This window comes from Sphingomonas aestuarii (genome assembly GCF_054457155.1).
In genome coordinates this window covers 59,008-82,888 of sequence record NZ_JBTKVV010000007.1, presented here as the reverse complement: position 1 = coordinate 82,888, position 23,881 = coordinate 59,008, and the positions used below count along the sequence as shown (strand labels likewise).

25 protein-coding genes are annotated in these 23,881 nt (G+C 65.9%); 10 read left to right on the top strand and 15 right to left on the bottom strand.

Annotated features, from left to right (window positions below; all coding sequences use genetic code 11):
* Positions 1–15: 15 nt before the first annotated feature.
* Both hemF and ACX0GZ_RS12960 read left to right on the top strand, forming a co-directional pair.
* The gene (gene hemF, locus ACX0GZ_RS12965; protein WP_458817093.1) at positions 16–858 is read left to right on the top strand and encodes an oxygen-dependent coproporphyrinogen oxidase; all 843 of its coding nucleotides are present in this window, start codon (positions 16–18) and stop codon (positions 856–858) included.
* A 139-nt stretch (positions 859–997) separates the two neighbouring features.
* Positions 998–1,597 carry a GNAT family N-acetyltransferase gene (locus ACX0GZ_RS12960; protein ID WP_458817091.1) on the top strand — a complete coding sequence of 200 codons (600 nt, stop codon included), beginning with the start codon at positions 998–1,000 and terminating at the stop codon, positions 1,595–1,597.
* On the opposite strand, the gene ACX0GZ_RS12955 is transcribed toward ACX0GZ_RS12960, so the two are convergent.
* Positions 1,561–2,271: a hypothetical protein gene (locus ACX0GZ_RS12955; protein ID WP_458817089.1), complete on the bottom strand. Its 711-nt coding sequence runs from the start codon at positions 2,269–2,271 to the stop codon at positions 1,561–1,563. The two genes, ACX0GZ_RS12960 and ACX0GZ_RS12955, sit on opposite strands and share 37 nt — an antisense overlap.
* Positions 2,272–2,284: 13 nt before the next feature.
* Positions 2,285–3,124: a hypothetical protein gene (locus ACX0GZ_RS12950; protein WP_458817087.1), complete on the bottom strand. Its 840-nt coding sequence runs from the start codon at positions 3,122–3,124 to the stop codon at positions 2,285–2,287.
* A 64-nt stretch (positions 3,125–3,188) separates the two neighbouring features.
* Here ACX0GZ_RS12950 and lipB point away from each other — a divergent pair, with 64 nt between their 5' ends.
* The 3 genes from lipB (at position 3,189) to ACX0GZ_RS12935 (ending at position 5,127) form a co-directional block, all read left to right on the top strand.
* Positions 3,189–3,860, top strand: coding sequence for a lipoyl(octanoyl) transferase LipB (gene lipB / locus ACX0GZ_RS12945; RefSeq protein WP_458817085.1), 672 nt, complete (start codon positions 3,189–3,191; stop codon positions 3,858–3,860).
* A gap of 99 nt (positions 3,861–3,959) precedes the next feature.
* A complete protein-coding gene (locus ACX0GZ_RS12940; RefSeq protein WP_458817084.1) occupies positions 3,960–4,232 on the top strand; it encodes a hypothetical protein in 273 nt (90 codons plus the stop codon).
* A 223-nt stretch (positions 4,233–4,455) separates the two neighbouring features.
* Entirely contained in the window at positions 4,456–5,127 is a 672-nt protein-coding gene (locus ACX0GZ_RS12935; protein ID WP_458817082.1) for a hypothetical protein, read from the top strand.
* A 191-nt stretch (positions 5,128–5,318) separates the two neighbouring features.
* On the opposite strand, the gene queE is transcribed toward ACX0GZ_RS12935, so the two are convergent.
* The 7 genes from queE to ACX0GZ_RS12900 all read right to left on the bottom strand — a co-directional run bounded on the left by queE (position 5,319) and on the right by ACX0GZ_RS12900 (position 11,816).
* Positions 5,319–5,951 (bottom strand): 7-carboxy-7-deazaguanine synthase, encoded by a 633-nt coding sequence (queE, locus tag ACX0GZ_RS12930; protein ID WP_458817080.1) that lies wholly within the window; start codon positions 5,949–5,951, stop codon positions 5,319–5,321.
* Positions 5,948–6,637 (bottom strand): 7-cyano-7-deazaguanine synthase QueC, encoded by a 690-nt coding sequence (gene queC / locus ACX0GZ_RS12925; RefSeq protein WP_458817078.1) that lies wholly within the window; start codon positions 6,635–6,637, stop codon positions 5,948–5,950. The genes queE and queC overlap by 4 nt, the downstream gene beginning before the upstream one ends.
* A gap of 172 nt (positions 6,638–6,809) precedes the next feature.
* Positions 6,810–7,208: a DUF3617 domain-containing protein gene (locus tag ACX0GZ_RS12920; RefSeq protein WP_458817076.1), complete on the bottom strand. Its 399-nt coding sequence runs from the start codon at positions 7,206–7,208 to the stop codon at positions 6,810–6,812.
* Positions 7,209–7,443: 235 nt separating this feature from the next.
* Positions 7,444–8,367: an Hsp33 family molecular chaperone HslO gene (gene hslO, locus ACX0GZ_RS12915; RefSeq protein WP_458817074.1), complete on the bottom strand. Its 924-nt coding sequence runs from the start codon at positions 8,365–8,367 to the stop codon at positions 7,444–7,446.
* Between the two features lie 192 nt (positions 8,368–8,559).
* Positions 8,560–9,483, bottom strand: coding sequence for an ornithine carbamoyltransferase (gene argF, locus ACX0GZ_RS12910; RefSeq protein ID WP_458817072.1), 924 nt, complete (start codon positions 9,481–9,483; stop codon positions 8,560–8,562).
* Between the two features lie 158 nt (positions 9,484–9,641).
* A complete protein-coding gene (locus ACX0GZ_RS12905; protein WP_458817070.1) occupies positions 9,642–10,838 on the bottom strand; it encodes an acetylornithine transaminase in 1,197 nt (398 codons plus the stop codon).
* A gap of 132 nt (positions 10,839–10,970) precedes the next feature.
* The gene (locus tag ACX0GZ_RS12900; RefSeq protein WP_458817068.1) at positions 10,971–11,816 is read right to left on the bottom strand and encodes an ABC transporter permease; all 846 of its coding nucleotides are present in this window, start codon (positions 11,814–11,816) and stop codon (positions 10,971–10,973) included.
* Between the two features lie 71 nt (positions 11,817–11,887).
* Between ACX0GZ_RS12900 and ACX0GZ_RS12895 the strand changes: the two genes are divergently transcribed.
* From ACX0GZ_RS12895 to ACX0GZ_RS12885, 3 genes are all read left to right on the top strand, one after another.
* Positions 11,888–12,610 carry a GcrA family cell cycle regulator gene (locus ACX0GZ_RS12895; RefSeq protein WP_458817066.1) on the top strand — a complete coding sequence of 241 codons (723 nt, stop codon included), beginning with the start codon at positions 11,888–11,890 and terminating at the stop codon, positions 12,608–12,610.
* A gap of 274 nt (positions 12,611–12,884) precedes the next feature.
* A complete protein-coding gene (locus ACX0GZ_RS12890) occupies positions 12,885–13,313 on the top strand; it encodes a TadE/TadG family type IV pilus assembly protein (RefSeq protein ID WP_458817064.1) in 429 nt (142 codons plus the stop codon).
* On the top strand, positions 13,310–14,962 hold the full coding sequence (locus tag ACX0GZ_RS12885) for a pilus assembly protein TadG-related protein (protein WP_458817062.1): 1,653 nt from the start codon (positions 13,310–13,312) through the stop codon (positions 14,960–14,962). Before ACX0GZ_RS12890 ends, ACX0GZ_RS12885 begins: the two co-directional genes overlap by 4 nt.
* A 107-nt stretch (positions 14,963–15,069) precedes the next feature.
* Here ACX0GZ_RS12885 and ACX0GZ_RS12880 read toward each other — a convergent pair whose 3' ends face one another.
* A complete protein-coding gene (locus ACX0GZ_RS12880; protein WP_458817060.1) occupies positions 15,070–15,912 on the bottom strand; it encodes an outer membrane protein in 843 nt (280 codons plus the stop codon).
* 166 nt (positions 15,913–16,078) lie between these two features.
* Between ACX0GZ_RS12880 and parE the strand changes: the two genes are divergently transcribed.
* Both parE and ACX0GZ_RS12870 read left to right on the top strand, forming a co-directional pair.
* The gene (parE, locus tag ACX0GZ_RS12875) at positions 16,079–18,058 is read left to right on the top strand and encodes a DNA topoisomerase IV subunit B (protein WP_458817058.1); all 1,980 of its coding nucleotides are present in this window, start codon (positions 16,079–16,081) and stop codon (positions 18,056–18,058) included.
* A 26-nt stretch (positions 18,059–18,084) separates the two neighbouring features.
* Positions 18,085–19,368 (top strand): serine hydrolase, encoded by a 1,284-nt coding sequence (locus tag ACX0GZ_RS12870; protein WP_458817056.1) that lies wholly within the window; start codon positions 18,085–18,087, stop codon positions 19,366–19,368.
* Between the two features lie 90 nt (positions 19,369–19,458).
* Here ACX0GZ_RS12870 and ACX0GZ_RS12865 read toward each other — a convergent pair whose 3' ends face one another.
* From ACX0GZ_RS12865 to leuB, 5 genes are all read right to left on the bottom strand, one after another.
* Positions 19,459–20,007 (bottom strand): GNAT family N-acetyltransferase, encoded by a 549-nt coding sequence (locus tag ACX0GZ_RS12865; RefSeq protein ID WP_458817054.1) that lies wholly within the window; start codon positions 20,005–20,007, stop codon positions 19,459–19,461.
* Positions 20,004–20,798, bottom strand: a complete 795-nt coding sequence (locus ACX0GZ_RS12860; protein ID WP_458817052.1) for a LysR family transcriptional regulator — start codon at positions 20,796–20,798, stop codon at positions 20,004–20,006. The genes ACX0GZ_RS12865 and ACX0GZ_RS12860 overlap by 4 nt, the downstream gene beginning before the upstream one ends.
* A 121-nt stretch (positions 20,799–20,919) precedes the next feature.
* Positions 20,920–21,318: a Co2+/Mg2+ efflux protein ApaG gene (gene apaG, locus ACX0GZ_RS12855; RefSeq protein WP_458817050.1), complete on the bottom strand. Its 399-nt coding sequence runs from the start codon at positions 21,316–21,318 to the stop codon at positions 20,920–20,922.
* Between the two features lie 106 nt (positions 21,319–21,424).
* On the bottom strand, positions 21,425–22,633 hold the full coding sequence (locus ACX0GZ_RS12850; RefSeq protein WP_458817048.1) for a trans-sulfuration enzyme family protein: 1,209 nt from the start codon (positions 22,631–22,633) through the stop codon (positions 21,425–21,427).
* Between the two features lie 55 nt (positions 22,634–22,688).
* Positions 22,689–23,732: a 3-isopropylmalate dehydrogenase gene (leuB, locus tag ACX0GZ_RS12845; RefSeq protein WP_458817046.1), complete on the bottom strand. Its 1,044-nt coding sequence runs from the start codon at positions 23,730–23,732 to the stop codon at positions 22,689–22,691.
* Positions 23,733–23,881 lie beyond the last annotated feature (149 nt).

Below are 23,881 nucleotides of genomic sequence, written 5' to 3'. Positions count from 1 at the left end.
CTAAAGCCTGCGTCCATGCAGCCCCTCGACCCCCAGCAAACCGCCGCCCGCACCTGGTTCGAAACCCTGCGCGACCTGATCTGCGCCGAGTTCGAGGCAATCGAACGCGAGGCGGGATCGGACGCGGCGTTCGAATACACCGCGTGGGACCGCACCGATCCGTCCGGCGAGCCGGGCGGTGGCGGCGTGCGCGGGGTGATGAAGGGGCGCGTGTTCGAAAAGGTCGGCGTCAACGTGTCCACCGTCGGCGGTACGTTCGAAGGCGAGTTCGCCAAATCGATCCACGGCGCTGGCGACGATCCGCGCTTCTTTGCGACCGGCATCAGCCTGGTCGCGCACATGGCCAATCCGCACGTTCCCGCGGTCCATATGAACACGCGGTTTCTGGTCACGACCAAGCGCTGGTTCGGCGGCGGCGCGGACCTCAACCCGCCGCTTCCCTATGCCGAGGACACCGAGGATTTCCACGCGCGGATGAAGGCGGCGTGCGATGCCCACGACCCCGCGCACTATCCGCGGTTCAAGCAATGGGCGGACGATTATTTCTACATCCCGCACCGCCAGGTGCACCGGGGCGTCGGCGGAATCTTCTACGATCATCTCGATGGCGACTGGGCTGCCGATTTCGCCTTCACCCAGGATGTCGGGCGGGCCTTTCTCGACATCTACCCAGCGCTGGTGCGGCGGCGGATGGGCATGGCGTTCACCGATGCCGACAAGGCACAGCAGCTCGAATGGCGCGGGCGTTATGCCGAATTCAACCTGGTCTATGACCGGGGCACGCTGTTCGGTCTGAAGACCGGCGGCAACATCGACGCGATCCTGATGAGCCTGCCGCCGGTCGCGACATGGGGGTGAGGGCAATCCCCTGCACCTCTTCACCCCGGACGCGTTCCGGGGTCCATTCAGCCGCTTGCGCAATGCTCTCCTCTTTGGCCGCATCATTTACCGCCCGGTGGACCCCGGAGCGCGTCCGGGGTGACGGATGGTGGGTGCGATGACCCTGACCCCCGTCCCCGACGATCATGTCGCCACCATCGTCACCGCGCTGGAAATGACCCAACGTCCGCCCGCGCGACCGCTGCCCCCCAGCCCCTATATGCTCAAACGCTGGCACACACCCGACAGCGAGCGGTATCGCACGCTGTTTCGCCGCGTCGGCGCCCCTTGGCTGTGGTTCTCACGGCTGGTGATGCCCGATGCGGAACTGCGCGCGATCCTCGATGATCCGGCGGTCGAGGTCTATGCGATGATCGACCGGTCGGGCGTCGAACTGGGGATGCTCGAACTGGATTTCCGTGAAGAGCGCGCGTGCGAGCTATCCTATCTGGCGGTCGTCCCCGAACTGGCGGGCAAGGGGCATGGCGGCTGGCTGATGGCGAACGCGCTTGCCCTCGGCTGGCGGCGCGGCGTTACGCGGATGTGGGTGCACACCTGCACGCTCGACCATCCGCGTGCGCTCGGTTTCTATATCCGCCACGGCTTCGTGCCGTTCGCGCGTCGCGTCGAGACGTTCGCCGACCCACGGCTGACCGGGCATCTGCCGCCCGATTCGGCGCCTCACGTCCCGCGCTTCGACCCCGCCGTGCGGCGATAGACGACGATTTTCACCAGCAGGATCAGCAGCGTCACCGCCGCCCCAGCGACCGCTGCGATGCCATCGACCAGCACGGTTCCCGCGATCCCCAGCGGCGCCTCCAACGGGCGCAACAGCAGATTGGGGAATTGCCCGGTCAGCCAGATCGCCGCGGCGATCACGAACAGCATCCAGCCCATGCCCTGCGTCCGGCGGATCGATTCCTCGAACGCCTTGATCGCCGTCGTTCCCGGCTCGGCGATCAGGATCGGCGCGACCAGAAAGGTGCGCCCGATCACGTAGAAGCCGGGCGCGAGGAAGAACAGCAATCCCGCAAAAGTGAGCAGCCCGACCAGCACCGATGCGACCAGAAACATCGGCAGCAACGCGATCGCGCGACCCAGCGACTGGCCGAGCGACGGCTTGTCGCGCCCGAGCAGCCAGGCATAAAGCCACGCCGACCCGAACAGTTCGAGCAGCTGGACGCCCAGCAGCGACGGCCAATTGTCGGCCATCATCGCCCGCAGCGCGTCGGTCACCGACTGGCCGTCGGTCGCGGGCGCGGTCTCGACGAAGAACAACAGCGCCAACGCAGGCACGAAGAAGAACAGCCCCGCGACTGCATGCAGCGCGGGGCGTTCGGACTTATACCGCTGCACGGCTTCGGCGAGCAGGCCCGCCGGTTCGAGTCTCATTGGGTCATGGACCTTATTCGAACACCGCGGCGGGCTCGGCTTCCTCGATCAGGCTCTTGTAGAGCTTGGTCAGGAATATGGTGTAGATCACGGTGAAGACCACCGTCAGCAACGCGCTGATGATCGCCAGCAGCACCGCGCCGACGGTCATCCCCTGAATACCGCCCGCCGCGATCGCGAAGATTGCGCCGAACACGCCGACCACCGCCATGCTGGCGACGCTGAAGACGATCAGGAACAGGATGAAGATGCCGACGATCTTGAGCGCATGGCCCTTGGTCAGTCGAAAGGTGCGGGCGATCGCGCCGACGCCCCGCCGTTCCCACACCACCACCGGCATCACGACCGACAGCCGCGCCGCCAGCCAGAAGAGGATCGGGATCAGCACCAGCGTGTAGAGCCCCAGGAACAGGGCGGTGCCGCCGCCCAGTTCGGGCATCGCCGAGGTGTCGCCCGCCTGCAGCGCCGCGAAATCGACGCCCGATCCGAACAGGACGAACACGAACGGCAGGAACAGCAGGAAAAAGATCAGCGCGACGAGGATCGACACGCCGATCACCGGCAACAGCCGCCGTCCGGCAACCGAAAAGGCGCCGCCGGTGCCAAGCGTCGCGTCGATCGCCAGCGCAACCAGCGCGACCTGACCGAAAATCGTCACGATCGTCGTAATCAGGCCGATAATCACCCCGACCCCGCTCATTTGCGTGGGATCGTCGCCCGCCAGTGCCAGTTGGGCGATCTGGCTGACCACAGTGGGCAGGAAAATCGCCAAAGCGGCGATCGTCATCACCGCGCCGCTATTGGCGCGCAGGAATTTCGTCGTGCGGTCCCAGACCGCCCCCATCTTGACCACATGCCCCTCCATGCTCAGTTGGACCCAAGTTCGTCACTCGTAGCCATGAGCCCCCCGCTTGCCAATGCCCGCTTCCCCCCCGACCGTTCCCGACGCCATCGAATGGCGCACCGCGCCCGCCCCGGTCGATTATCCGACCGCGATGGAGGCGATGGAGGCGCGCGCCGCCGCGATCCGCGACGCGGACGCGCGCGAACTGATCTGGCTGCTCGAACACCCCGCGCTCTACACCGCGGGCACTTCGGCTGATCCCATTGAGTTGATCGATCCGCGCTTTCCGGTGTTCAAGACCGGGCGCGGCGGGCGCTACACCTATCACGGACCGGGCCAGCGGATCGGCTATGTCATGCTCGACCTCGCCCAGCGGGGGCGCGACGTGCGCTGCTATGTCCACGCGCTCGAACGCTGGGTGATCGCGGCACTGGGCGAACTCGGCATCCACGCCTATGCCGTGCCCGAGCGGATCGGCATCTGGACCAAAGATGGCGGCGCGGAGGCGAAAATCGGCGCGATCGGCGTCCGGGTGAAACGCTGGGTGACGATGCACGGCTTTTCCGTCAATCTGTCGCCCGATCTCGACCATTTCGGCGGAATCGTGCCGTGCGGGCTGCCCGAATTTCCGGTGACGAGCGCCGCTGCGCTGGGCAAAATCGTAACACCTGCAACCTTTGACGCCGCTCTGGCGTTGAGCCTTCCGACGTTCCTCGAATATGTCGAGAAACCGGCGCGGTTTTGACCACTTGAGGGCGAGGCCGTTAGCGATTACTGTCCACGCCGATTTGGGTCACCGGGCCACCAGGCCATTTTCCAGATCGAATTATCTAGGGAGCTTTCAATGCGCGCATTCATTTCCAAGGCTGTTACCGGTTCGATGATCGCCGGTGCGGCACTGCTCGTCGCAGCATGCGGCGACACCACCGAAGTCACCACCGAAAACACCACGGTCGTCGATCTGAACACCACCGATCCGATGCTCGACGGCACGATGACCGACAACATGACCATCGTCGACGGCGCGATGGGCAACGACATGATGATGATGAACGACACGATGTCGAACGACATGATGATGATGAACGACACGATGACCACCACCAACGCGATGTAATTCGCGTCGGCCCCGCCACTGCGGCAGGGCCGGTCACCGTCGATCGAACGATCGTCACGAAGAGGCCGTCCGGGCGACCGGGCGGCCCTTTTTGTTACCCGGTGAGGCGACGGCGAGGGGATCGTTTCGCGGGCATGCGAAAAAGGGGCTTGGGGGCGGAGTCAAAAGCGCTTAACCATGCTCGCACAAGCTGAACATTACGCGCTTTGTGGCGAGGGGAATTATGAACGTGTTGCGTCTGATGGCGGCGGGGCTGGCCGCTGTCGTGTTCTTGGGGGCGGCACCCGCCCAGGCCCAGTTCTTCTTCAAATCCGCCGACCTGACCGGTCCGCGCGTCACGGGTGCCGAACCTGGGATGGTCAGCGCCGAAATGCCTGGCGCAACGCCGGAGGAATTGAGCGCGGCGCTGGTGTGGAACCTGCGCGCGGCGATCAATGTCGCGGCACTGCAATGCGATTTCGCGCCGACGCTGCGGCTGGTCAGCAATTACAACGCCCTGCTCAAGAATCACGATCCCGAACTCGATCGCACCCAGGCGACGCTCCACAATTATTTCAACCGCACGCTAGGTAAGGGACGTCCCGGCCAGACCGGGCTTGACCAGTATTTCTCGCGCGTTTGGTCGGGCTTTTCGGTGGTGTCGGCGCAATATCCGTTCTGCGAGACGGCGGGCAAGGTCGGCTATGCCGCCCTGTTCGCACCGCCGGGCGGGCTGGCCGACGTCGCCCACAACCATATGCGCGAGCTGCGCAACAGCCTGGTGCCGTGGGGCGAACAGCAATTCCTGTTCCGCTACCCTGCGCCGATGCCGGTGCTGAAGGAGTTCTCCAACCAGCGCTGCTGGCGGCGGAACGTGTGGCAGGAACGCCGCTGCGGGAAATTCTACGCGGGTTAGGTCGCCCCACGCCTGCACCGTCACCCCGGACTGGTTCCGGGGTCCACCGGTCGGCGCGGGATACCGCCAGAATTCGGGCGGAAACCCGCCCCGTCATTGCGAGCGTACCGACGCAATCCAGAAAGCCGCGCGCCAGACTGGGTTGCTTCGCTACGCTCGCAACGACGGCTGAAACGTTGCCGCCCGGTTCCTCAGCGCAGTCCCAGCATCTTGTGCGTTTGAAGCGTCAGCCGCCATTTCGGCCGCGCCATCGCGAAGTCGATCGCGGCGCGGACATTGGCCTCGCCGCGCACATCGTCCATCGGCTGGATCAGGAAATTGGCGAAGTCCCAGCCCTCGATCGCATCGATATCGCTGCCCGGCTGCGGCCACACCAGTTTCAGTTCGTCGCCGCGGGTCTGGACCACATCGCTCCCCGCCTTGGGGCTGACGCATATCCAGTCGATGCCGGGTTCGACGGGCAGCGTGCCGTTGGTCTCGATCGCGATGCGGAAACCGCGCGCGTGGAGCGCATCGACCAAAGCCGCATCGACCTGAAGCATCGGCTCGCCCCCGGTCAGCACCACGAAGCGCTTGTCCGCTCCCTCGCCCCATTCCGCCGCCACCGCATCGGCCAGCGCGTCGGCGTCGGCGAAACGCCCGCCGCCGGTGCCGTCCATCCCGACGAAATCGGTGTCGCAGAATTTGCACACCGCGCTCGCCCGATCCGCCTCGCGCCCGGTCCACAAATTGCACCCGGCAAAGCGAACGAACACCGCGCGCGCGCCCGCATTCGCACCTTCGCCTTGCAGCGTCAGAAAGACTTCCTTGACCGCGTAGCTCATACGATCACGGCATAGCGGGTCGGATCGGGCAGCCCGGCTTCCTCGAACCCCTTGTGGCGCAGGCGGCAGCTGTCGCACAGCCCGCAATGCACCCCGCCGGGCGCCGGGTCGTAGCAGGACCAGGACATCGCCGCGTCGAGCCCCAGCCGCGCGGCTTCCTTGGCGATATCCGCCTTGGTCATATGCTGAAGCGGCGCGTGAATCTTGAACGGCTCGCCCTCTACGCCTGCCTTGGTCGCGAGGTCGGCAAGATGCTCGAACCCGGCAATGAATTCGGGTCGGCAATCGGGATAGCCCGAATAATCGAGCGCGTTGACGCCGATGAACAGGTCGCGCGCGCCCGCGGCTTCGGCCCAGCCGAGCGCCAGGCTCAGGAAAATGGTGTTGCGCGCCGGAACATAGGTCACCGGAATGCCGGGCTCGACGCCGCCCTTTGGCACATCGATATCGGCGGTCAGCGCCGATCCGCCGAATGCGGACAGGTCCATCGGCATGACGATATGGCGTTCCGCGCCCAGTTCGGCGGCGATGCGGCGCGCGGCGGCGAGTTCGACCTGATGGCGCTGATTGTAATCGACCGACAGCGCGAGCAGGCGGAAACCGGCTTCCTTGGCGAGCGCGGCGGACACCATCGAATCGAGGCCGCCCGAGACGAGGACGACGGCGTAAGGCTGGGGGGAAGTCATCGGCGCGCGCCTAAGCCCATCGGCGGGCAAAGAAAAGGGCCGCTCTGGGAGCGGCCCTGAAAAGGCTTGGGAAAAACCCTGTCAGACAGGGGAGCTGTCGCACCCACCGGGTGAGAAACACGCTCTTTCCCTAAGGCATCGGGGGTAAAGATCGGATTAACGTGCATGGTCGTCATCCGCACGCGCCGACGCGCCGCCCGGCATAATTCTGCTGGAACGGGAGGCCGCCCGTAATCCCCTGCGTTTCCAGCTTGATCGAGCGCGGGGTGACGATGCCGATGGTGGTGCGGCCATGCCCGGCGCCGGGACAGGTATAGTGGACGGTCAGCTCGCGCGGCGATTGCGACACCACGAAGCGCGAACATTGGGCCGTGCCGGGATGGCCGAGTTGGAGCAGCACCCGCGGATCGCGCACGCACAGGCTGCGGCTCGCATCGCTGTCGGTATCGGTCAACTGCCACTGGCCGGGTTCGATCATCGCCAGAACGGAGGTTTGCGGCGCATCGGCGCGCGCCGTGGTTCCGACCAGCAATCCCAACCCCAGCACGACAGCCGCGCCCGCGCGCGTCATCCGCCCGCTCGTCATCGCCCTTGTCTCCCAAGCATGCACGCACGCCCGGACCGCCCCATCGTCCGGCCAACGCCCGATCCGTCATGTGGGAAGACGGTTCGGGCTGTGCAATCCCGGAAGGACACGAATATCCCCGTTCGTCATTGCGAGCGCAGCGAAGCAATCCAGCGGGCCAAGCGCAGGTGCTGGATTGCTTCGCTGCGCTCGCAATGACGGGGGACGAATCGTGCCTCAATCAGGCGTCGGCGCTTTCCACCGGCACCGGGAATTTCTTCGAACAAAAGGCGCAGTCGACGTGAATCAGCCCGTCGGCCTCGGCCATTTCGCGGCGTTCCTCGACCGGGAATTTGGCCAGCACCTGGCGGATGTAATCGGCGTCGCAGCGGCATCCCCGCGACAGGGCGACGCCGGTTTGCACGCGCACCTCGCGCTCTTCGTTGAACAGCCGCCACACGATCGTCTCCAGCGGCAAGGCCGGATCAGCGAGTTCGTCGGCACCCATCGTCGCGCCCAGCGCCTCGACATGCTCCCATTCGGGATGGTGATCGCGCGTGTGGAGCCGCTCGCGCCCTTCCTCGCCTTCGGGCATGTGCTGGAGGAACAGACCGCCCGCGATCAGCGCGCCGTCGGCATCGCGATGGGCGCCCAGCCGGATCAGCGTCGGGATCTGTTCGGACTGGTCGAAATAATTCTCCGCCGCCTCCGCGATGGTCGCGCCGTCCAGTGCAACCACGCCCTGATAGCGTTCGCCGCCGGTGCCGAGGTCGAAGGTGATCGCCAGGTGGCCGGTGCCGAACAGCGCATAGAGGCTCGGTTCCTCCGGTCCCTCGCTCAACCGCTCGGCGTCATATTGCAGGTAACCGCGCAACGCTCCGTCCTGATAGTCGCAGACCATCAGCGACACGATCCCGCCACTGGTCTGCGCCTGAAGCGTCAGCTGGCCCTTATTGTCCTTGAGCGTCGCGCCGAGCAGTGCGGTCAGCGTCAGCGATTCGGCCAGCAGCCGTTCGATCGCGGGCGGATAGGCGTGCGCGGCAAGGATTTCGCCCAGCGCCGGGCCAAGCCGCGCGACACGGCCCCGCGCGTGGCGATCGGGAATGGTGAAGGCAGTGACCCGGTCGAGATCGGGGGGGGTGATGGCCTTGATTTGGTCGGTCATATTCTCTCTTTCGTCACCCGCGTCCCTGTTCCGGCGTCAACCATCCGTTCGTTTCGAGCGAAGTCGAGAAACGTGTCGCACGCGCTTGAACCACGTTTCTCGACTTCGCTCGAAACGAACGGGGGCTAAATCAAACCGAAATCGGGTCGACGGGAATGACGGAAGATAGGGGGCAGAGCGCGCCTTACAATCTCATCCGATCTGGCCCAGGCACCAGCGCAGGATCGATTTTTGCGCGTGCAGCCGGTTTTTGGCTTCCGCCCAGATCAGCGACTGCGGTCCGTCGATCACGCTGTCCACCACTTCCTCGCCGCGATGCGCGGGCAGGCAATGGAGGAACACCGCGTCGGGCTTGGCGTGCGCCATCAGCGCTTCCGTGACCTGATAAGGCATCATCGCCGCGAGCTTGGCATCGGCATGGTCCTGACCCATCGAAATCCAGGTGTCGGTGACGATCACATCGGCGTCGCGCACGGCTTCGACGGGATCGCGGGTCAGCACCGCGCGGTTGCCGCCCTTCGCCATGAAGGCGGGATCGGGATCATAGCCCTCGGGACAGGCGGCGAAGACGTCGAACTGCATCAGCCCGCCCGCCTCGACAATCGAATGCAGCACGTTGTTGCCATCGCCCAGCCACGCCCATTTCAGGCCGGGGAGCGCCTTGCCGCTTTCGATGACGGTCAGCAGATCGGCGACAATCTGGCACGGATGGCTGTCGTCGGTCAGCCCGTTGATGACGGGGACGGAGGCATAGTCCGCCATCTCCACGACCTTTGCGTGATCGTCGGTACGGATCATGATTGCATCGGCATAGCCCGACAGCACGCGCGCGGTGTCGGCGACGGTCTCTCCGCGCCCGAGTTGCATGGTTCCTGCGTCGAGCACGATCGATGCGCCGCCAAGCTGGCGGATCGCCATGTCGAAGCTGACTCGGGTGCGGGTCGAGTTCTTCTCGAACACCATCGCCAGCGCGTGCCCGGCGAGCGGCGCGTCCGTGTCGGACTTGCCCTTGGGGAAGCCCTTGCGCGCGGCCTTGCGCTCGATCGCATCGTGCAGGATCGCGGCGATGCCGTCGGGTCCGGCGTCGGACAGGTTCAGGAAATGGCGGAGGGTCATGGGCAATCCCCAGAAAATTCCGTTTGTCCCGAATAGCCTTCGAGCTTGTCGAGAAGGCGTATCGAGGGATGGCTAGGCTGTCTCGATACGGCTTCTCGACTTCGCTCGAAGTCTACTCGACACAGACGGATTGGTGGATGGTACAAACCACGGAGAGCTTAATCATCGCTCGCAGGCACATAGAGCCGTGCGGCGTCGCTCAGTTTTTCGATCGCCTCGGCGATGTGACTTTCCTCGATCACCAAGGGCGGCAGGATACGGACGACATTGTCGCCTGCGGCCACCAGCAACAGCCCGTGATGATCGCGGCAATGCGCGACGAAATCGCGCGAGACGGCCGGATCCTTCAGCTTCAGCCCGAGCATCAGGCCCATGCCGCGAACGCTGTCGAACAGATGATCGTGATTGGGGATCATCTGTTCGAGGCCCGCGCGCAGCCGTTCGCCGCTCGTCTTGACCTGATCCAGGAAACCGTCCTCCAGCATCACGTCGAGCACCGCCTGGCCCGCCGCGCAGGCGAGTGGTCCACCCCCGTAAGTGGAGCCGTGGGTGCCCGCGACCATGCCCTTCGCCGCTTCCTCGGTCGCCAGACACGCGCCGAGCGGGAAGCCGCCGCCGATGCCCTTGGCCGCCGCGACGATGTCCGGCTTGATGCCATATTGCTCGTGCGCGAACAAAGTCCCCGTGCGGCCATAGCCGCATTGCACTTCGTCGAGGACCAGCAGCAGGCCATGCTCGTCGCACGCCTTGCGCAAGCCTTGCAGAAACGCCTGCGACGCCGCGCGGATGCCGCCTTCGCCCTGCACCGGCTCGACCAGGAAGCCCGCGGTTTCGTCGTCGATCAGCGCCAGCGCCGCGTCCAGATCGTCGAACGGCGCATAGCCGAAACCGGGCAGCAGCGGCTCGAACCCGTCGCGCAATTTGTCCTGATTGGTCGCCGAGATCGTACCGATCGTGCGACCATGAAAGGCATTGTTGAAGGTAATCAGCTTGTGCCGTTGCGGATTGCCGTTCGCATGATGATAACGCCGCGCGGTCTTGATCGCGCATTCGACGGCCTCGGCGCCCGAATTGGTCAGGAACACGGTGTCGGCGAACGAATTGTCGACCAGCCGCTGCGTGAACGCCTCGCCCTGCGGGCTGCCATAGAGGTTGGAGACGTGCATCAGAGTCGCGGCCTGATCCGCGATCGCCTTGGTCAGATGCGGGTGGCCGTGGCCCAGGCAATTGACCGCAATCCCGCTGGCGAAATCCAGATAGCGCTCGCCGCGCTCGCCGATCAGATAACATCCCTCGCCGCGCACCGGCCGCACATCGCACCGCGGGTAAACGGGCATGAGGGCGGTGATGGTCATCGGGGTCACTCCTGAACGAAGATGGGTGCGGGAAAAACTCTGCTGAAAACGCGAAAAGGCGGCCCAGCGGACCGCCCGGATCGCATCTCTACCGGGGGCGGCGGGCGCGCGTCAACACCGCCCCCCGCGTGCTCAATTCTTGATGTTCCAGCCGCGCTTGAGCAGCGTGTAACAGGCCAGGCCGAGCGCGATATTGACGCCCAGGATCACTACGCTGCCGACCAGGATCGGAGAGTCCGCCGCACCCAGAAAGCCGTAGCGGAAGCCCGAGATGACATAGAAGAACGGGTTGGCGTGGCTGATCGACTGGAACAGCGGCGACAGCCGCTCGACCGAATAGAAGGTGCCCGACAGCAGCGCGAGCGGCGCGACGACGAAATTGGTGACGGCCGCGGCATGGTCGAACTTTTCCGCCCAGATCGACGTCATCACGCCGAGCAGCGCGAGGAACAGCGATCCCAGCAGCCCGAACCACAGGATTGCCCACAGATGCACCGGGGTCACGTCGACGCCGGGCCACAACGCCATTGCCAGCCAGACCGCACCGCCGACCAGGAACGCGCGCGTCACCGCGCCGCCGACGAGCCCTGCCAGCAATTCGCCGGTGGAGAGGGGCGGCATCAGATAATCGACGATCGTCCCCTGGATCTTGCCGACCAGCAACGAAAAGCTCGCATTGGCGAACGCATTCTGGAGCATCCCCATTACGATCAGGCCGGGGGCGAGGAAGTCCGCAAACCGAAACACCTGGCCTTCAAGGCTGACGGTCCGCCCGCCGCCGCCCAATGCGACCGAAAAGATGACCAGAAAAAGCAGCGTCGTGACGGCAGGTGCCCAGACGGTCTGGAGCTGCACCTTGAAGAAGCGCCGCACCTCCTTGATATAGAGAGTCTTGAGGCCACCCCAATTGACGTTCCGAATCACCGGATCGCCGGGTTGGCCAAATCTGATTTCGCCGTGTTTGGGCTGTTCGGTCATGGGTTCGTCGCGTAGTGCGACCTTTGCCCCGCCGCAACCCGGCACGGGCATGGCTGGACTTGAGGAACATTATGAGCTGGACCGACGAGCGGATCGAGACGCTGCGCAAGATGTGGGAATCGGGCAATACCGCCAGCCAGATTGCCGAGGAACTGGGCGGCATCAGCCGCAACGCGGTGATCGGCAAGGCCCACCGCCTTGGCCTCCAGTCGCGCCCCTCGCCCGTCAAGGCCAACGACACCAAGGCAAAGGCCGCGCCGAAGACCGCCAAGCCCGCTGCGACCGCATCCGCCGCAGCGCCGCCGCCCGCGCCCAAGGCTGCGGCCCCGGCCCCCGCCGAGCGCGCACCCGCGCCTGCCCCCACGCGCGCGCCCGCCGCACCGCCCCAGCCTGCCCCCGAACCGTTCGATGCGAGCGACGACGCGGATGACACGCCGCCCGTCCGCAAGCCCGACGGCCCGGTGCTGCGCTCGGTCGGCCCCGGCGGTTTCGTGCGCCAGAACCCCGGCGATCAGGCTCCGCCTGCGACCCCCGCGCCGCCGCGGCGCCTCGTCCCCGCAAAGCCGTCGGCGGAGATTGCGGGCAAGACCAGCCTGCTCGACCTGAACGACCGCATCTGCAAATGGCCGCTGGGCCATCCGGGCGAGCCCGATTTCCATTTCTGCGGCGAAGCGGTGAACCCCGGCTTTCCCTATTGCGTCGAACATTGCGGCCACGCCTATCAGGCGCAGCTCCCCCGACGCGATCGCCGCCCGCCGCCGCCGCTCCCCTATGGCGGCCCGCGGGTCCGGTAAGTCGGCTTCGACCTTCCGGCGAACACGCCCCGTCCTTGCGAGCGAAGCGAAGCAATCCAGCAGCGGTTCGCGCTCAGGCTGGATTGCTTCGCTTCGCTCGCAATGAAGCCCGGCCGGGAAGCACGGGCTAAGCCAAACCCCGCGGATCACATAAAATCCGGTCCATTCCGGTTGTGTGAACCGCCATCGGGCCTGTCTCCTTACGTAAATCCCGCATTTCCACTGCCCAGCACGCTACCGCTCCGCTAACCCGCACCGCGCGATGATCGGCGGCATGGCAAAGCGCATTCCCCATTGGCCCGATGCCCCGTTTCGCGACCGTCGTGGTGCGGCGCTGGTGGAATTCGCGCTCGCCTTGCCGCTGCTGCTGGTGCTCGTCATCGGTATCCTCGCCTACGGCCAGTATTTCCTGGTCGCGCATGAGGTTCAGCAAGCCGCCAACGACGCCGCCCGCGCGGCGATCGGTGGGCTGAACAGCGCCGAACGCGCCGCGATCGCCCGCGACAGCGTGGCGGCATCGGCCAGCGCCGGGTCGCTCGATCCCGTCATCACTCAAAGCGAAGTCGCCGAATCGGGCACGCTCCTGACGGTGACGGTGCGCCACGACGCCAGCGGCATCCCGCTGCTCGACACCCGGCTGTTGCCCGTTCCCGACACCCTGATCGAACGCCGCGCCGTGGTGCGGATCGGCGGTGGCCTTTGACCATCGCCCGCCGCCGGATTCTGTGCGACCGCCGGGCCGGGATCGGACCGCTGGTAGCGCTCGCCATGCCGGTGCTGATCGGCGCGGGGGCGCTTGCCGTCGATGTCGGGTCGGTGCAGCTGGAGACGCGCCGGCTGCAGGGGCTGGCCGATTCCGCCGCGCTCGCCGCCGCGACCGACCTGCCGACCGCCCAGTCGCGCGCCGATGCGCTGGTCGCCGATGCCGGGTGGGGTCGCGATTTCGCCGTCATCGCCACGCCGGGCCGCTACGTCGCCGATCCGGCGATTGCGAGCGCCGAGCGCTTCACGCCGGGCGCGACCCCGGCCAATGCGGTGCAGGTTGCGCTGGAGACCCGGTCGCCGACCTTCCTCGCGCGGATTTTCGGAACGCGCGATGTGGCGATCGGCCGCCGCGCCCGCGCCGCGCGCATCGATCTGGCGGCGATTTCGGTCGGCAGCCGCCTTGCCGCGCTCGATGGCGGGCTGGTCAACGCGTATCTCTCTGCGCTGACGGGGTCGAACGTGTCGCTGTCGGTCGCCGATTACAACGCGCTGGCCGGGGCGGACATCGACCTGCTCGGGTTCGTCGATGCGCTGAATACCACCGCCGACCTTGAACTCGGCAGCTACGACCGCATCCTCGACAGCGATGTGGCGCTGCCGCAGATCGTCGAGGCGATCGGGATGGCATCCGCCGACGATGCGCTGGCGAAGGCGCTGCTCGCACGGATCGCGGCTGGGATGAACGTGGGGGACACCGTCAATCTGTCGACGCTGATCGATCTCGGCCCGGTCGGCGCGCAGGACCGCGCGGCGGCGGGGATGGTCAAGGTCAATGCGCTGGCGATGCTGACCAGCGTGCTGCAACTGGCGAATGGCGAGCGCCAGGTCGCGCTCGATCTGGGCGCGGGCATTCCCGGACTGGCTCAGACGCGGGTGTGGCTGGCGGTGGGCCAGCGGCCGGAGGGTAGCCCGTGGATCGCCATCGGCGATGGCGGCCACCCGATCGTCCGCACCGCGCAGGTCCGCGTCTATGTGGAAACCCGGCTCGCCAATGTATCGCTTCCGGGTCTCGGCTCGCTGGTCGGCATCAATGTACCGCTGTTCGTCGAGCTGGCCGAGGCGGAGGCGCGGATCGACGCCATCGCCTGCCCCACCCCCGCCACCGCCCGCGTCGATGTCGGCGCGCGACCGGGTCTGGGAACGATCGCGCTGGGCGAAGTCGATACCCGGCGGCTGGACGATTTCCCGCGCGCCATGGCCGTTCAGCGCACGAAACTGGTCGATACGCTACTGGTCGATGTCGAAGCGCGCGGCGTGATTGCGCTGGGCAGCGCGGAGCCGTGGCAGCGCGTCAGCTTTTCGAGCGCGCAAATCGGATCGGGCGAACCGCAGACCGTATCGAGCGGGGCCGCCGTGCAGGGCCTGACCGCCAGCCTGATCCAGTCGACGACGCTGACGCCGCGCGTGCTGGGATTGCCGATTCCAACGGGTCCGCTGATTTCGGGTGTCGGTCAGGCGCTGAACGTCGCCGCGCCCGCGCTCGACGGAGTGATCAATCTCGCGACCGGAACGCTGGGCGTTCGATACGGCCAGGCCGATGTGTGGGTGAATGGCATCCGCTGCGGACAGCCGGTGCTGGTGGGTTGAATGTGGAGGCGGCACCGGGCCGCCTGTCCGCGGGAGCGGATCAAAAAAAGGCCGGCGGGAAATACGCCCCGCCGGCCTTCCATACGCTCACATCGTGACGGGACGCTTTAGAAGCGCAGACCCGCCGTCATGCGAATGCCGTGATAGTCGAACCTCGTGTCCGAGCGCTGCATGTTCGTGCCATTGGCGTTGACCAGCAGGAAGGGGTTGGTCACAGGCGCCGTGCCGCGACCGACCGCAATGCCGCTATCGTCGTCATAATAGCGCGAGTACATGTACTCGAGGCCGAAGGTCAGGTTGCTGGTCACCTTCACTTCGACGCCGCCACCGCCGGTCACGCCCCAGGCGTGGTTGTCGCCATATGCGGTGAACGAGTTGGCCGTGTTGGTGCTGGTGAATTCACGATCGATCTTGGCATAGGCCGGACCGCCCGCGACGTAGAAGAGCGCGCCGTTGGTGGCATAGCCTGCACGACCGCGGATGCTGGCCTGCCAGTCGAGTTCGCGGTTGAACACATAGTTTGCGGGCGTGGTCGAAAATGCCGTCTGGCTGTCGCGGATTTCCGCACGGCCGAATTCGCCCATGATGCCGACGACGATGTTGCCCATCTGCTGGTCGTAACCGACGCGTGCGAAATATTCGAGGCCGTCCTTGTCCTTCACGCACCCTGCGGCGCGGGTCGAACCCTGAGACTGGCCATTGCAGAAGCCGGTCGAAAAGGCGTTGGCGCCTGCGGCGGTGCGAACCGTGTCGTTGAATTCGCCGTCCAGATTGGTGTCGAATACGACGAACGAGCCCGCATCGTTGCTCTGCGCGGCATAACCGAACGAGCCGCCGACATGGAAACCGGTCCAGTTGTCGTTATAGTCCGACGACTGCGCGGCGGCCGGAAGGGCTGCACCAAGGGCCAGGGCGCCGATACCGGCGCCCATCAGGGAACGTAGCTTCATGGGGGGTAGTCTCCGTACTTGTTGTTACGCGGGTGAAGATTCGGAAGCACAACGACGATGGATGCAGATTCGATCCCTTGACGGTGTTGATGCGGATCAGTCGTGTTATTTTTGCCACAGCATTGCCGATTTGCGAGGCGCGGGCGGCGGGATATAGCTGGCGGCGATGTCCGACCTTTTCGCCGCAGCGCCCCCCTCGCCCTCCAGTGATTACGACGCTTCGTCGATCGAGGTGCTCGAAGGGCTGGAGCCCGTTCGCCGCCGTCCCGGCATGTATATCGGCGGCACCGACGAGCGCGCGCTGCACCACCTCGCCGCCGAAGTGCTCGACAATGCGATGGACGAGGCGGTCGCGGGCCACGCGACCCGGATCGAGGTGACGCTGGAACCCGGCAACCGGCTGACCATTACCGACAATGGCCGCGGCATCCCGGTCGATCCGCATCCCAAATTCCCCGACAAGTCGGCGCTGGAGGTGATTCTCTCCACGCTCCATTCGGGGGGCAAGTTCACCGGCAAGGCCTATGCGACCTCGGGCGGCCTGCACGGCGTCGGGGTCAGCGTCGTCAACGCGTTGTCGGTCGATACCGTGGTCGAGGTCGCGCGCGACCGGAAACTCTATCGCCAGCGGTTCAGCCAGGGGCAGACGCTGGGACCGCTTGAACCTCTGGGCGGCACCCCCAACCGGCGCGGCACCAGCGTCGCCTTCACCCCCGACCCGGAGATTTTCGGGCCGGAAATGCATTTCAAGCCCGCGCGGCTCTACAAATTGGCGCGGTCGAAGGCCTATCTGTTCGCCGGCGTCGAAATCCGCTGGAAATGCTCGCCCGAACTGATTTCGGACGAAACGCCCGCCGAAGCCGTGTTCCAGTTCCCCGGCGGGCTTGCCGATCATTTGCGCGAGCAGCTGGGCGGGCGCGAATGCGCGAGCGCGGAGTTCTTCGCCGGGCGTCAGGATTTCCCCGACGGCCAGGGCCGCGTCGAATGGGCCGTAGCTTGGCCGCTATGGAGCGACGGCAGCTATAGCTGGTATTGCAACACCATTCCCACCCCCGATGGCGGCACCCACGAAGCGGGTCTGCGTCAGGCGCTGGTCCGGGGCTTGCGCGCCTTCGGCGAGTTGACGGGGCAGAAAAAGGCGAAGGACCTGACCGCCGACGATGTGATGGTCGGCAGCGAATTGATGCTGTCGGTGTTCATCCGCGATCCGCAATTCCAGAGCCAGACCAAGGACCGCCTGACCTCCCCCGAGGCGACCGGCCTGATCGAGCGCGCGGTGCGCGACCATTTCGACCATTTCCTGTCCGACCATATGGACCGGGGCAAGGCGCTGCTCGGCTATGTGCTCGAACGCATGGACGAACGCCTGCGCCGCAAACAGGAACGCGAGGTCAAGCGCAAGACCGCGACCAGCGCGCGCAAGCTGCGCCTGCCCGGCAAGCTGACCGATTGTTCCGCCGACGCCACCGAGGGCACCGAACTCTTCATCGTCGAAGGCGACAGCGCCGGAGGTTCGGCCAAACAGGCGCGCGACCGCAAGACCCAGGCGATCCTGCCCATCCGCGGCAAGATCCTGAACGTCGCTTCGGCCACCGCCGCCAAGATCCTCGCCAATCAGGAAATCGCCGACCTGACGCTGGCGATGGGCTGCGGCACCCGCAAGGACTGCGACCCCACGGCGCTACGCTACGACCGCATCATCATCATGACCGACGCCGATGTCGACGGCGCGCATATCGCGACGCTGCTGATGACATTCTTCTTTCAGGAAATGCCCGATCTGGTGCGGCGCGGGCACCTCTATCTCGCCCAGCCACCGCTCTACCGGCTGACCGTCGGCGCGAAATCGCTCTACGCTCGCGACGACGCGCACCGTGCGGAGATCGAGGCGGGACCGTTCAAGGGCAAGAAGGTCGATGTCGCGCGGTTCAAGGGCCTGGGCGAAATGAACCCCGGCCAGCTTCGCGAAACGACGATGGACCCCAAGACTCGCAACCTGATCCGCATCACCCTGCCCCAGGAATATGAGGAACGTGCAGGCGTAAAGGATCTGGTCGACCGCCTGATGGGCACCAACCCGGCGCACCGGTTCCAGTTCATCCAGGAAAACGCCGCGCGGCTGGACGAGGACGTAATCGACGCGTGAGACGAGCAAAAAGGGGGGAGTTATCGATGATCCGCAACATGATCCTGCCGCTGGCACTGCTGGGCGCATTGCCCGCCGTCGCCCATGCTCAGACGCCCCCGACCACGACCGCACCGTCGCCAGTCCTCCAGCAGCGGCTCGACCAATTGCCCGCGATATTGAACGGCGAAGGCGATTTTAACGCCTTTTTCGCTGCCGGCTTTCGGGATCAGGTGCCCGAGGCGAAGTTTCGCGAATTGGGCAGGCAGCTCGCCACCGCGATGGGCAAGGCGACCGGGGTCGAACAGGTGACGCCGATCGGCGCGACCGACGCGACCATCGTCGTCGCGTTCGAACGCGGGATCGCGCGCGGTCGGATCAGCGTCGATCCCAATGCGCCGCACAGCGTCGTCGGACTGTTGTTCACCGGCACCGAGATGCGCGACGACAGTGCGGCAAAGCTGGACGCCGATTTCCGGGCGCTGCCGGGCAATGCCGGATATGGCGTCTACCGCCTGGGCGGCGCCGCGCCGGTTGCGATCAACGCGCTGAACGGCGACCGCGCCGCGCCGCTCGGTTCGGGCTTCAAGCTGTGGGTACTGGCCGAAGCCGCGCGGCAGGTAAAGGCGGGCAAACGCCGCTGGTCCGACGTGGTGCCCATCGGCGAACGATCGCTGCCGGGCGGGGTGATGCAGACCTGGCCCGAAGGCGCGCCGGTGACGCTGCATACGCTGGCCACGCAGATGATGTCGATCAGCGACAATACCGCCACCGACACGCTGATGATCGCGCTTGGCCGGGCGCAGGTCGATGCGATGGTGCGCGCCAGCGGCATCGCCGACGCCGACGCGACGCTGCCGCTGCTGACGACGATGGAGGCGTTCCGGCTGAAGCATCCGTCGAACGCCGCGCTCGCCGCCGACTGGGCGACGCTCAGCCCCGATGCGCGGGCGAAGCGGCTGGCCGATCCGAAGCTCGCGGCGACGTCGGTCAGCGCGGGGATGTTCGGCGACAAGCCGCTCGCGCTTCAGATCGAATGGTTCGCCTCTCCCGCCGACATGGCGCGACTGCTCGACACGATCCGCAAGACCGGCGACGAACAGGCGCTGGCGATCCTGGCGGTCAATCCGGGCGGCGACGCGTCGCGCTATGCCTATCAGGGGTATAAGGGCGGGTCGGAGCCGGGGGTGATCTCGGCCAGCTATCTGGTGCGGACAAAGGCGGGCGAATGGCGCGCGGTGACGGGTAACTGGCACCGCGCGGATGCGGTTGTCGATCAGGCACAGTTCTTCGGCCTGATGAACCGCGCGCTGACCCTGGCGGCGGAATAGGCGCGCTGACGACCATCATTTGAACCAATCGTCATTGCGAGTCCTAATACGCTTCCCGCGCGCAGACCTTGCATGTGCGAGGAGACATATTTACCCCCGCCGAGCCGCCCACTCATCCTTGAGCAACCCATAGATCACGCTGTCGCGCACGCCGATATGCGTTTCCCATTCGCCGCGCAGCACGCCTTCCTGCTTGAAGCCCAGTTTTTCGAGCAGGGTGCGCGAATGGAAATTGTCCGGATCTGTATCGGCGAACACCCGGCGATGCCCCTGATCGACGAACAGATATTCGATCACGCGGTTGACGGCCTCGACCGCGATGTCGCGGCCCCAATGCGACCGGGCGAGCATATAGCCGACTTCGGACACGCCTGAGCGACGCGCGCCCGCCGACACGAAACCCACCGCGGCATCGCCTTCGTCGCGCACGGTGATCGCCCAGCTTTGCCACTGATCGGCGTCCGCACGCCCCTCGAACGCGAGATAGGCGCGGGTTTCCGCCACGTCCCGGTGAGCGGCGGACGACCACCAGGTCATCAGGCTTTCGTCCGCGAGCGTAGGATGCAAGGTCTCGGCATCGTCGGGCGACAGCGCGCGCAGCACCAGCCGCGCACTTTCCAGCCGCGGCGTCTCCCTCACTCGCCTAGCGCCTCGACCAGTGCCTGAACCTTTTTCTGACGCCATTGCGGGAGCGGCGCGACCAGCCAGTATCCGAGCCGCGACGCCGCGGGTTCGCCGATGACGACCACGCGCCCCGACTCGATGTCCGCACGCGCCAGCAGTTCGGGGACGCTCGCGCAGCCCAGCCCTGCCGCCGCCGCATCGATCGCGAGGCCCGCATCGGCGACGCGCACCAGCGCCTGACCCTCGGTCACGTCGCAGCCGGGCCAGGCGATCACCTGATCCAACCCGCCGTCGGGTGCGGCAACCTTCACCATGCCGTCGGATTCGAGCGCCTCGCCCTCATGCTCGCCCGGCCCCTCGCCCCAGCGGATGGCGAGATCGAGATTGGCTTCGGTAAAATCGACCGTGGCATCGTCGGCGGCGATCAACTGGAAACGCAGTTCGCCGTCGCCCGCCGCGATCTTCGACAGGCGCGGCATCAGCCATTTGTTGGTCAGATCGCGCGGCGCGGCGATGGTCAGCGATTTGGACGATTGTCCCGCCTGCATCGCGCGCACGGCTTCCTCGAATTGCAGGAAGCCGGTGCGCAGCGCGACCAGCCCGGCCTCGCCTTCGGGCGTCAGTTCCAGCCCCTTGGTGGTGCGGCGGAACAGGACGACGCCCAGCGTATCCTCCAGCGCGCGGACCTGTTGGCCGACCGCGGCTGGCGTCACCGCGAGTTCGTCCGCGGCACGGGTGAAGGACAAATGGCGCGCGGCGGCATCAAGCACGCGCAGGCCGTTCAAGGGGAGGTGCGTGCGCTTCATTCTTTTCGCCCCGCGCTCCGCAACCCGTTCGTTTCGAGCGAAGTCGAGAAACGCTTGCGTGCGCCCAGCCCACGTTTCTCGATTTCGCTCGAAACGAACGGATTTGGGTGGCAGAAATAAGTCATTCCGCCACCGCCGGTGCCACAAGCTGGAACTTGGGAATATCCACAGCGAACACCTCGCCATCTTCGGCCAGCATCTGATAGCTGCCCTGCATGGATCCCGCCGGGGTCGAGAGCGGACAGCCGGAGACGTAGTCGAAGCTGCCATCGGGCATGATCATCGGCTGTTCGCCAACCACGCCTTCGCCCTCGACCGAATGCCGCGATCCGCGTCCATCGGTAATGATCCAGTGACGAGTCAGCAGTTGCACCGCCTGATCGCCCGCATTCTCGATGCGGATGTGATAGGCCCAGAACCAGCGCCCGCGCCCCGGCTCCGACTGTTCGGGCAGATAGCTGACCGACACGCGGACGGTGATGCCGCGCGTCGTCGCCACTTCGGAGAACAGCGATTTCATGCGGTCTGTCCCCCAACCGCGCTCAGGCTGAGCCTGTCGAAGCCGAGTGAGTCCCGACACCCTTCGACAAGCTCAGGGTGAGCGCGGCGGGCGTTCGTGACGATCATCACAGCCCCGCCGCCGTCAATGCCTGTTCGAGGTCCTCGATCAGGTCGGCGGGGTCTTCCAGCCCGACGTTCAGCCGCAGCATCCCCTCGGTCACGCCCATCTCCAGCCGCTTTTCCTCGGCGACGCTCGAATGGGTGGTGGAGGCGGGGTGAGTCATCAGCGATCGAGAGTCGCCGATATTGTTCGAAATGTCGATGAGCGCGAGCGCATCGAGCAGCCCGTGCGCCTGCGCGCGCCCGCCATCGACCTCGAACGAGAAGATCGGGCCGGTCATGTCCATCTGGGCCATTGCCAGCGCGTGCTGCGGGTGGCTTGGCAAACCGGGATGGTTGATCCGCGGCACGCGCGCTTCGAGGAAACGCCCGACCTCCAGCGCATTTTCCGATTGTTTGCGGATGCGCAAGGAGAGCGTCTCCAGCCCCTTCAACACCACCCAGGCGTTGAATGCGCTGAGTGTCGGCCCGGTGTTGCGGGTGAAGGGCAGCAGCGTGTTGGTGATGAACTCCTCGGTCCCGCACACCGCGCCCGCCAGGACGCGGCCCTGCCCGTCCATCATCTTGGTCGCGCTGTAGGCTACCACGTCCGCGCCATATTCCATCGGTCGCTGGAGCGCGGGCGTGGCAAACGCATTGTCGACGACGCTGACGATTCCGCGATCGCGGGCCAGTCCGCACACGGCTTTTAGATCGACCACGTCCATCGTCGGATTGGCGGGGGTTTCGAAGAACCAGACCTTTGTGTTCGGCGTCGATGCATCCGCGAACCGGTCGGCATCGCGCGCATCGACGATGGTCGTCTCGATCCCGAATTTGGGAAGCAGCGTGTCGGTCAGCCAGCGGCACGATCCGAACAGAGCCCGGCCCGCCACCACATGATCGCCCGCCTGCAACTGGCATAACAGCGCCGCAGTCATCGCCGCCATGCCGGACGCGGTGGCGCGGCAAGCCTCCGCGCCCTCCAGCAAGGCGATACGCTGTTCGAGCATCTCGACCGTCGGGTTCTGCAACCGCGAATAGGTCATGCCCGCCTGCTCGCCCGCAAAGCGCGCCGCCGCGTCGCCCGCGCAATCATAGGCATAGCCCGAGGTGAGGAACAACGCCTCCGACGTTTCCCCGAACTCCGACCGCGCCGTGCCGCCGCGCACGGCTTGCGTCGCGGGACGCCATTTCGACGTGATCGAGCGGTCTTGGCCAGTGAACCTTTTCATGCCCGCCGCTTTGCCGGTGAAGGCGGGGTGCGGTCAACAAGAGAGAGGCGCCGGCTCACAACCGCGCAAGCACCGCGTCGGTCATCGCCTGAGTCGACAGCGTCCCGCCAAGATCCGCAGTTCGCGCCCCGCCCGCGATCGCAGCCGCGACTGCGCGCTCGATTCCGGATGCCGCCGCTTCCTCGCCCAACGAATGGCGCAGCAGCATCGCCGCCGACAGGATCGCCGCGCACGGATTGGCCTTGCCCTGCCCGGCAATATCGGGGGCGGAGCCGTGGATCGGCTCGTACATGCCGAACGGCCCCTCGCCCATCGCGGCGGACGGCAGCATCCCGATCGACCCTGCGCACATGCTCGCCTGATCGGACAGGATATCGCCGAACAGATTGCCGGTGACGATGACGTCGAACTGGCCGGGCGCGCGCACGAGTTGCATCGCGGCATTGTCGACATAGAGATGGTCGAGCGTCACGTCGGGATAATCGGCGGAGACCGCGATCACCGTTTCGCGCCACAGGCGGGACGTTTCCAGCACATTGGCCTTGTCCACCGAGGTCAGCTTGCCGCGCCGTTTGCGCGCGGTCTGGAACGCGACGCGGGCGATGCGCGCGACTTCGTTGGCGTCATAGATCATCAGGTCGGAGGCGCAGGGCACGCCGCCCCGTTCGCCACGCTTCTTTTCCCCGAAGTAGATATCGCCCGTCAGCTCGCGAACGATGACCATGTCGATTTCCGCCGCGATCTCTCGCTTTAGGGCGGAGGCGTCCTCCAGCCCCGCAAACAACTTGGCGGGGCGCAGATTGGCGAACAGCCCCAGTTCCTTGCGCAGTCCGAGGATCGCCGCTTCGGGACGCAGTCGCCGATCCTCCAGCGCATCGTAGCGCGGATCGCCGACCGCGCCGAACAGCACCGCGTCCGATGCACGGGCGAGGTCGAGCGTGCTGGCGGGCAACGGATCGCCGAGTTGCGCATAGGCGGTGCCGCCGACCGGTGCCTCGACAAAAGTCAGATCGAGATCGATCGCCTCCAGCACCGAACGCGCGGCGGCAGTCACCTCCGGTCCGATCCCGTCCCCTGGCAGAATGGCGATTTGCGGCATCGACTAGTCCCCTTCAACTCCCCAACCCGTTCGTTTCGAGCGAAGTCGAGAAACGCTCACACGCGCCTCGCCCACGTTTCTCGACTTCGCTCGAAACGAACGGTGGTTGATGTTGCTCTAATTGACGAGGCCCCTCGATCAACCGCTTC

What these genes read in the sequence shown, in the direction of transcription:
- queC (WP_458817078.1), bottom strand. Translation starts at nt 6,637, where the DNA reads ATGACTTCCCCCCAGCCTTACGCCGTCGTCCTCGTCTCGGGCGGCCTC.
- apaG (WP_458817050.1), bottom strand. Translation starts at nt 21,318, where the DNA reads ATGAAATCGCTGTTCTCCGAAGTGGCGACGACGCGCGGCATCACCGTC.
- ACX0GZ_RS12935 (WP_458817082.1), top strand. Translation starts at nt 4,456, where the DNA reads ATGAACGTGTTGCGTCTGATGGCGGCGGGGCTGGCCGCTGTCGTGTTC.
- ACX0GZ_RS12850 (WP_458817048.1), bottom strand. Translation starts at nt 22,633, where the DNA reads ATGAAAAGGTTCACTGGCCAAGACCGCTCGATCACGTCGAAATGGCGT.
- hslO (WP_458817074.1), bottom strand. Translation starts at nt 8,367, where the DNA reads ATGACCGACCAAATCAAGGCCATCACCCCCCCCGATCTCGACCGGGTC.
- hemF (WP_458817093.1), top strand. Translation starts at nt 16, where the DNA reads ATGCAGCCCCTCGACCCCCAGCAAACCGCCGCCCGCACCTGGTTCGAA.
- ACX0GZ_RS12960 (WP_458817091.1), top strand. Translation starts at nt 998, where the DNA reads ATGACCCTGACCCCCGTCCCCGACGATCATGTCGCCACCATCGTCACC.
- ACX0GZ_RS12860 (WP_458817052.1), bottom strand. Translation starts at nt 20,798, where the DNA reads ATGAAGCGCACGCACCTCCCCTTGAACGGCCTGCGCGTGCTTGATGCC.
- ACX0GZ_RS12920 (WP_458817076.1), bottom strand. Translation starts at nt 7,208, where the DNA reads ATGACGCGCGCGGGCGCGGCTGTCGTGCTGGGGTTGGGATTGCTGGTC.
- leuB (WP_458817046.1), bottom strand. Translation starts at nt 23,732, where the DNA reads ATGCCGCAAATCGCCATTCTGCCAGGGGACGGGATCGGACCGGAGGTG.
- queE (WP_458817080.1), bottom strand. Translation starts at nt 5,951, where the DNA reads ATGAGCTACGCGGTCAAGGAAGTCTTTCTGACGCTGCAAGGCGAAGGT.
- ACX0GZ_RS12905 (WP_458817070.1), bottom strand. Translation starts at nt 10,838, where the DNA reads ATGACCATCACCGCCCTCATGCCCGTTTACCCGCGGTGCGATGTGCGG.
- lipB (WP_458817085.1), top strand. Translation starts at nt 3,189, where the DNA reads ATGCCCGCTTCCCCCCCGACCGTTCCCGACGCCATCGAATGGCGCACC.
- ACX0GZ_RS12870 (WP_458817056.1), top strand. Translation starts at nt 18,085, where the DNA reads ATGATCCGCAACATGATCCTGCCGCTGGCACTGCTGGGCGCATTGCCC.
- ACX0GZ_RS12955 (WP_458817089.1), bottom strand. Translation starts at nt 2,271, where the DNA reads ATGAGACTCGAACCGGCGGGCCTGCTCGCCGAAGCCGTGCAGCGGTAT.
- ACX0GZ_RS12895 (WP_458817066.1), top strand. Translation starts at nt 11,888, where the DNA reads ATGAGCTGGACCGACGAGCGGATCGAGACGCTGCGCAAGATGTGGGAA.
- parE (WP_458817058.1), top strand. Translation starts at nt 16,079, where the DNA reads ATGTCCGACCTTTTCGCCGCAGCGCCCCCCTCGCCCTCCAGTGATTAC.
- ACX0GZ_RS12900 (WP_458817068.1), bottom strand. Translation starts at nt 11,816, where the DNA reads ATGACCGAACAGCCCAAACACGGCGAAATCAGATTTGGCCAACCCGGC.
- ACX0GZ_RS12890 (WP_458817064.1), top strand. Translation starts at nt 12,885, where the DNA reads ATGGCAAAGCGCATTCCCCATTGGCCCGATGCCCCGTTTCGCGACCGT.
- ACX0GZ_RS12880 (WP_458817060.1), bottom strand. Translation starts at nt 15,912, where the DNA reads ATGAAGCTACGTTCCCTGATGGGCGCCGGTATCGGCGCCCTGGCCCTT.
- ACX0GZ_RS12940 (WP_458817084.1), top strand. Translation starts at nt 3,960, where the DNA reads ATGCGCGCATTCATTTCCAAGGCTGTTACCGGTTCGATGATCGCCGGT.
- argF (WP_458817072.1), bottom strand. Translation starts at nt 9,483, where the DNA reads ATGACCCTCCGCCATTTCCTGAACCTGTCCGACGCCGGACCCGACGGC.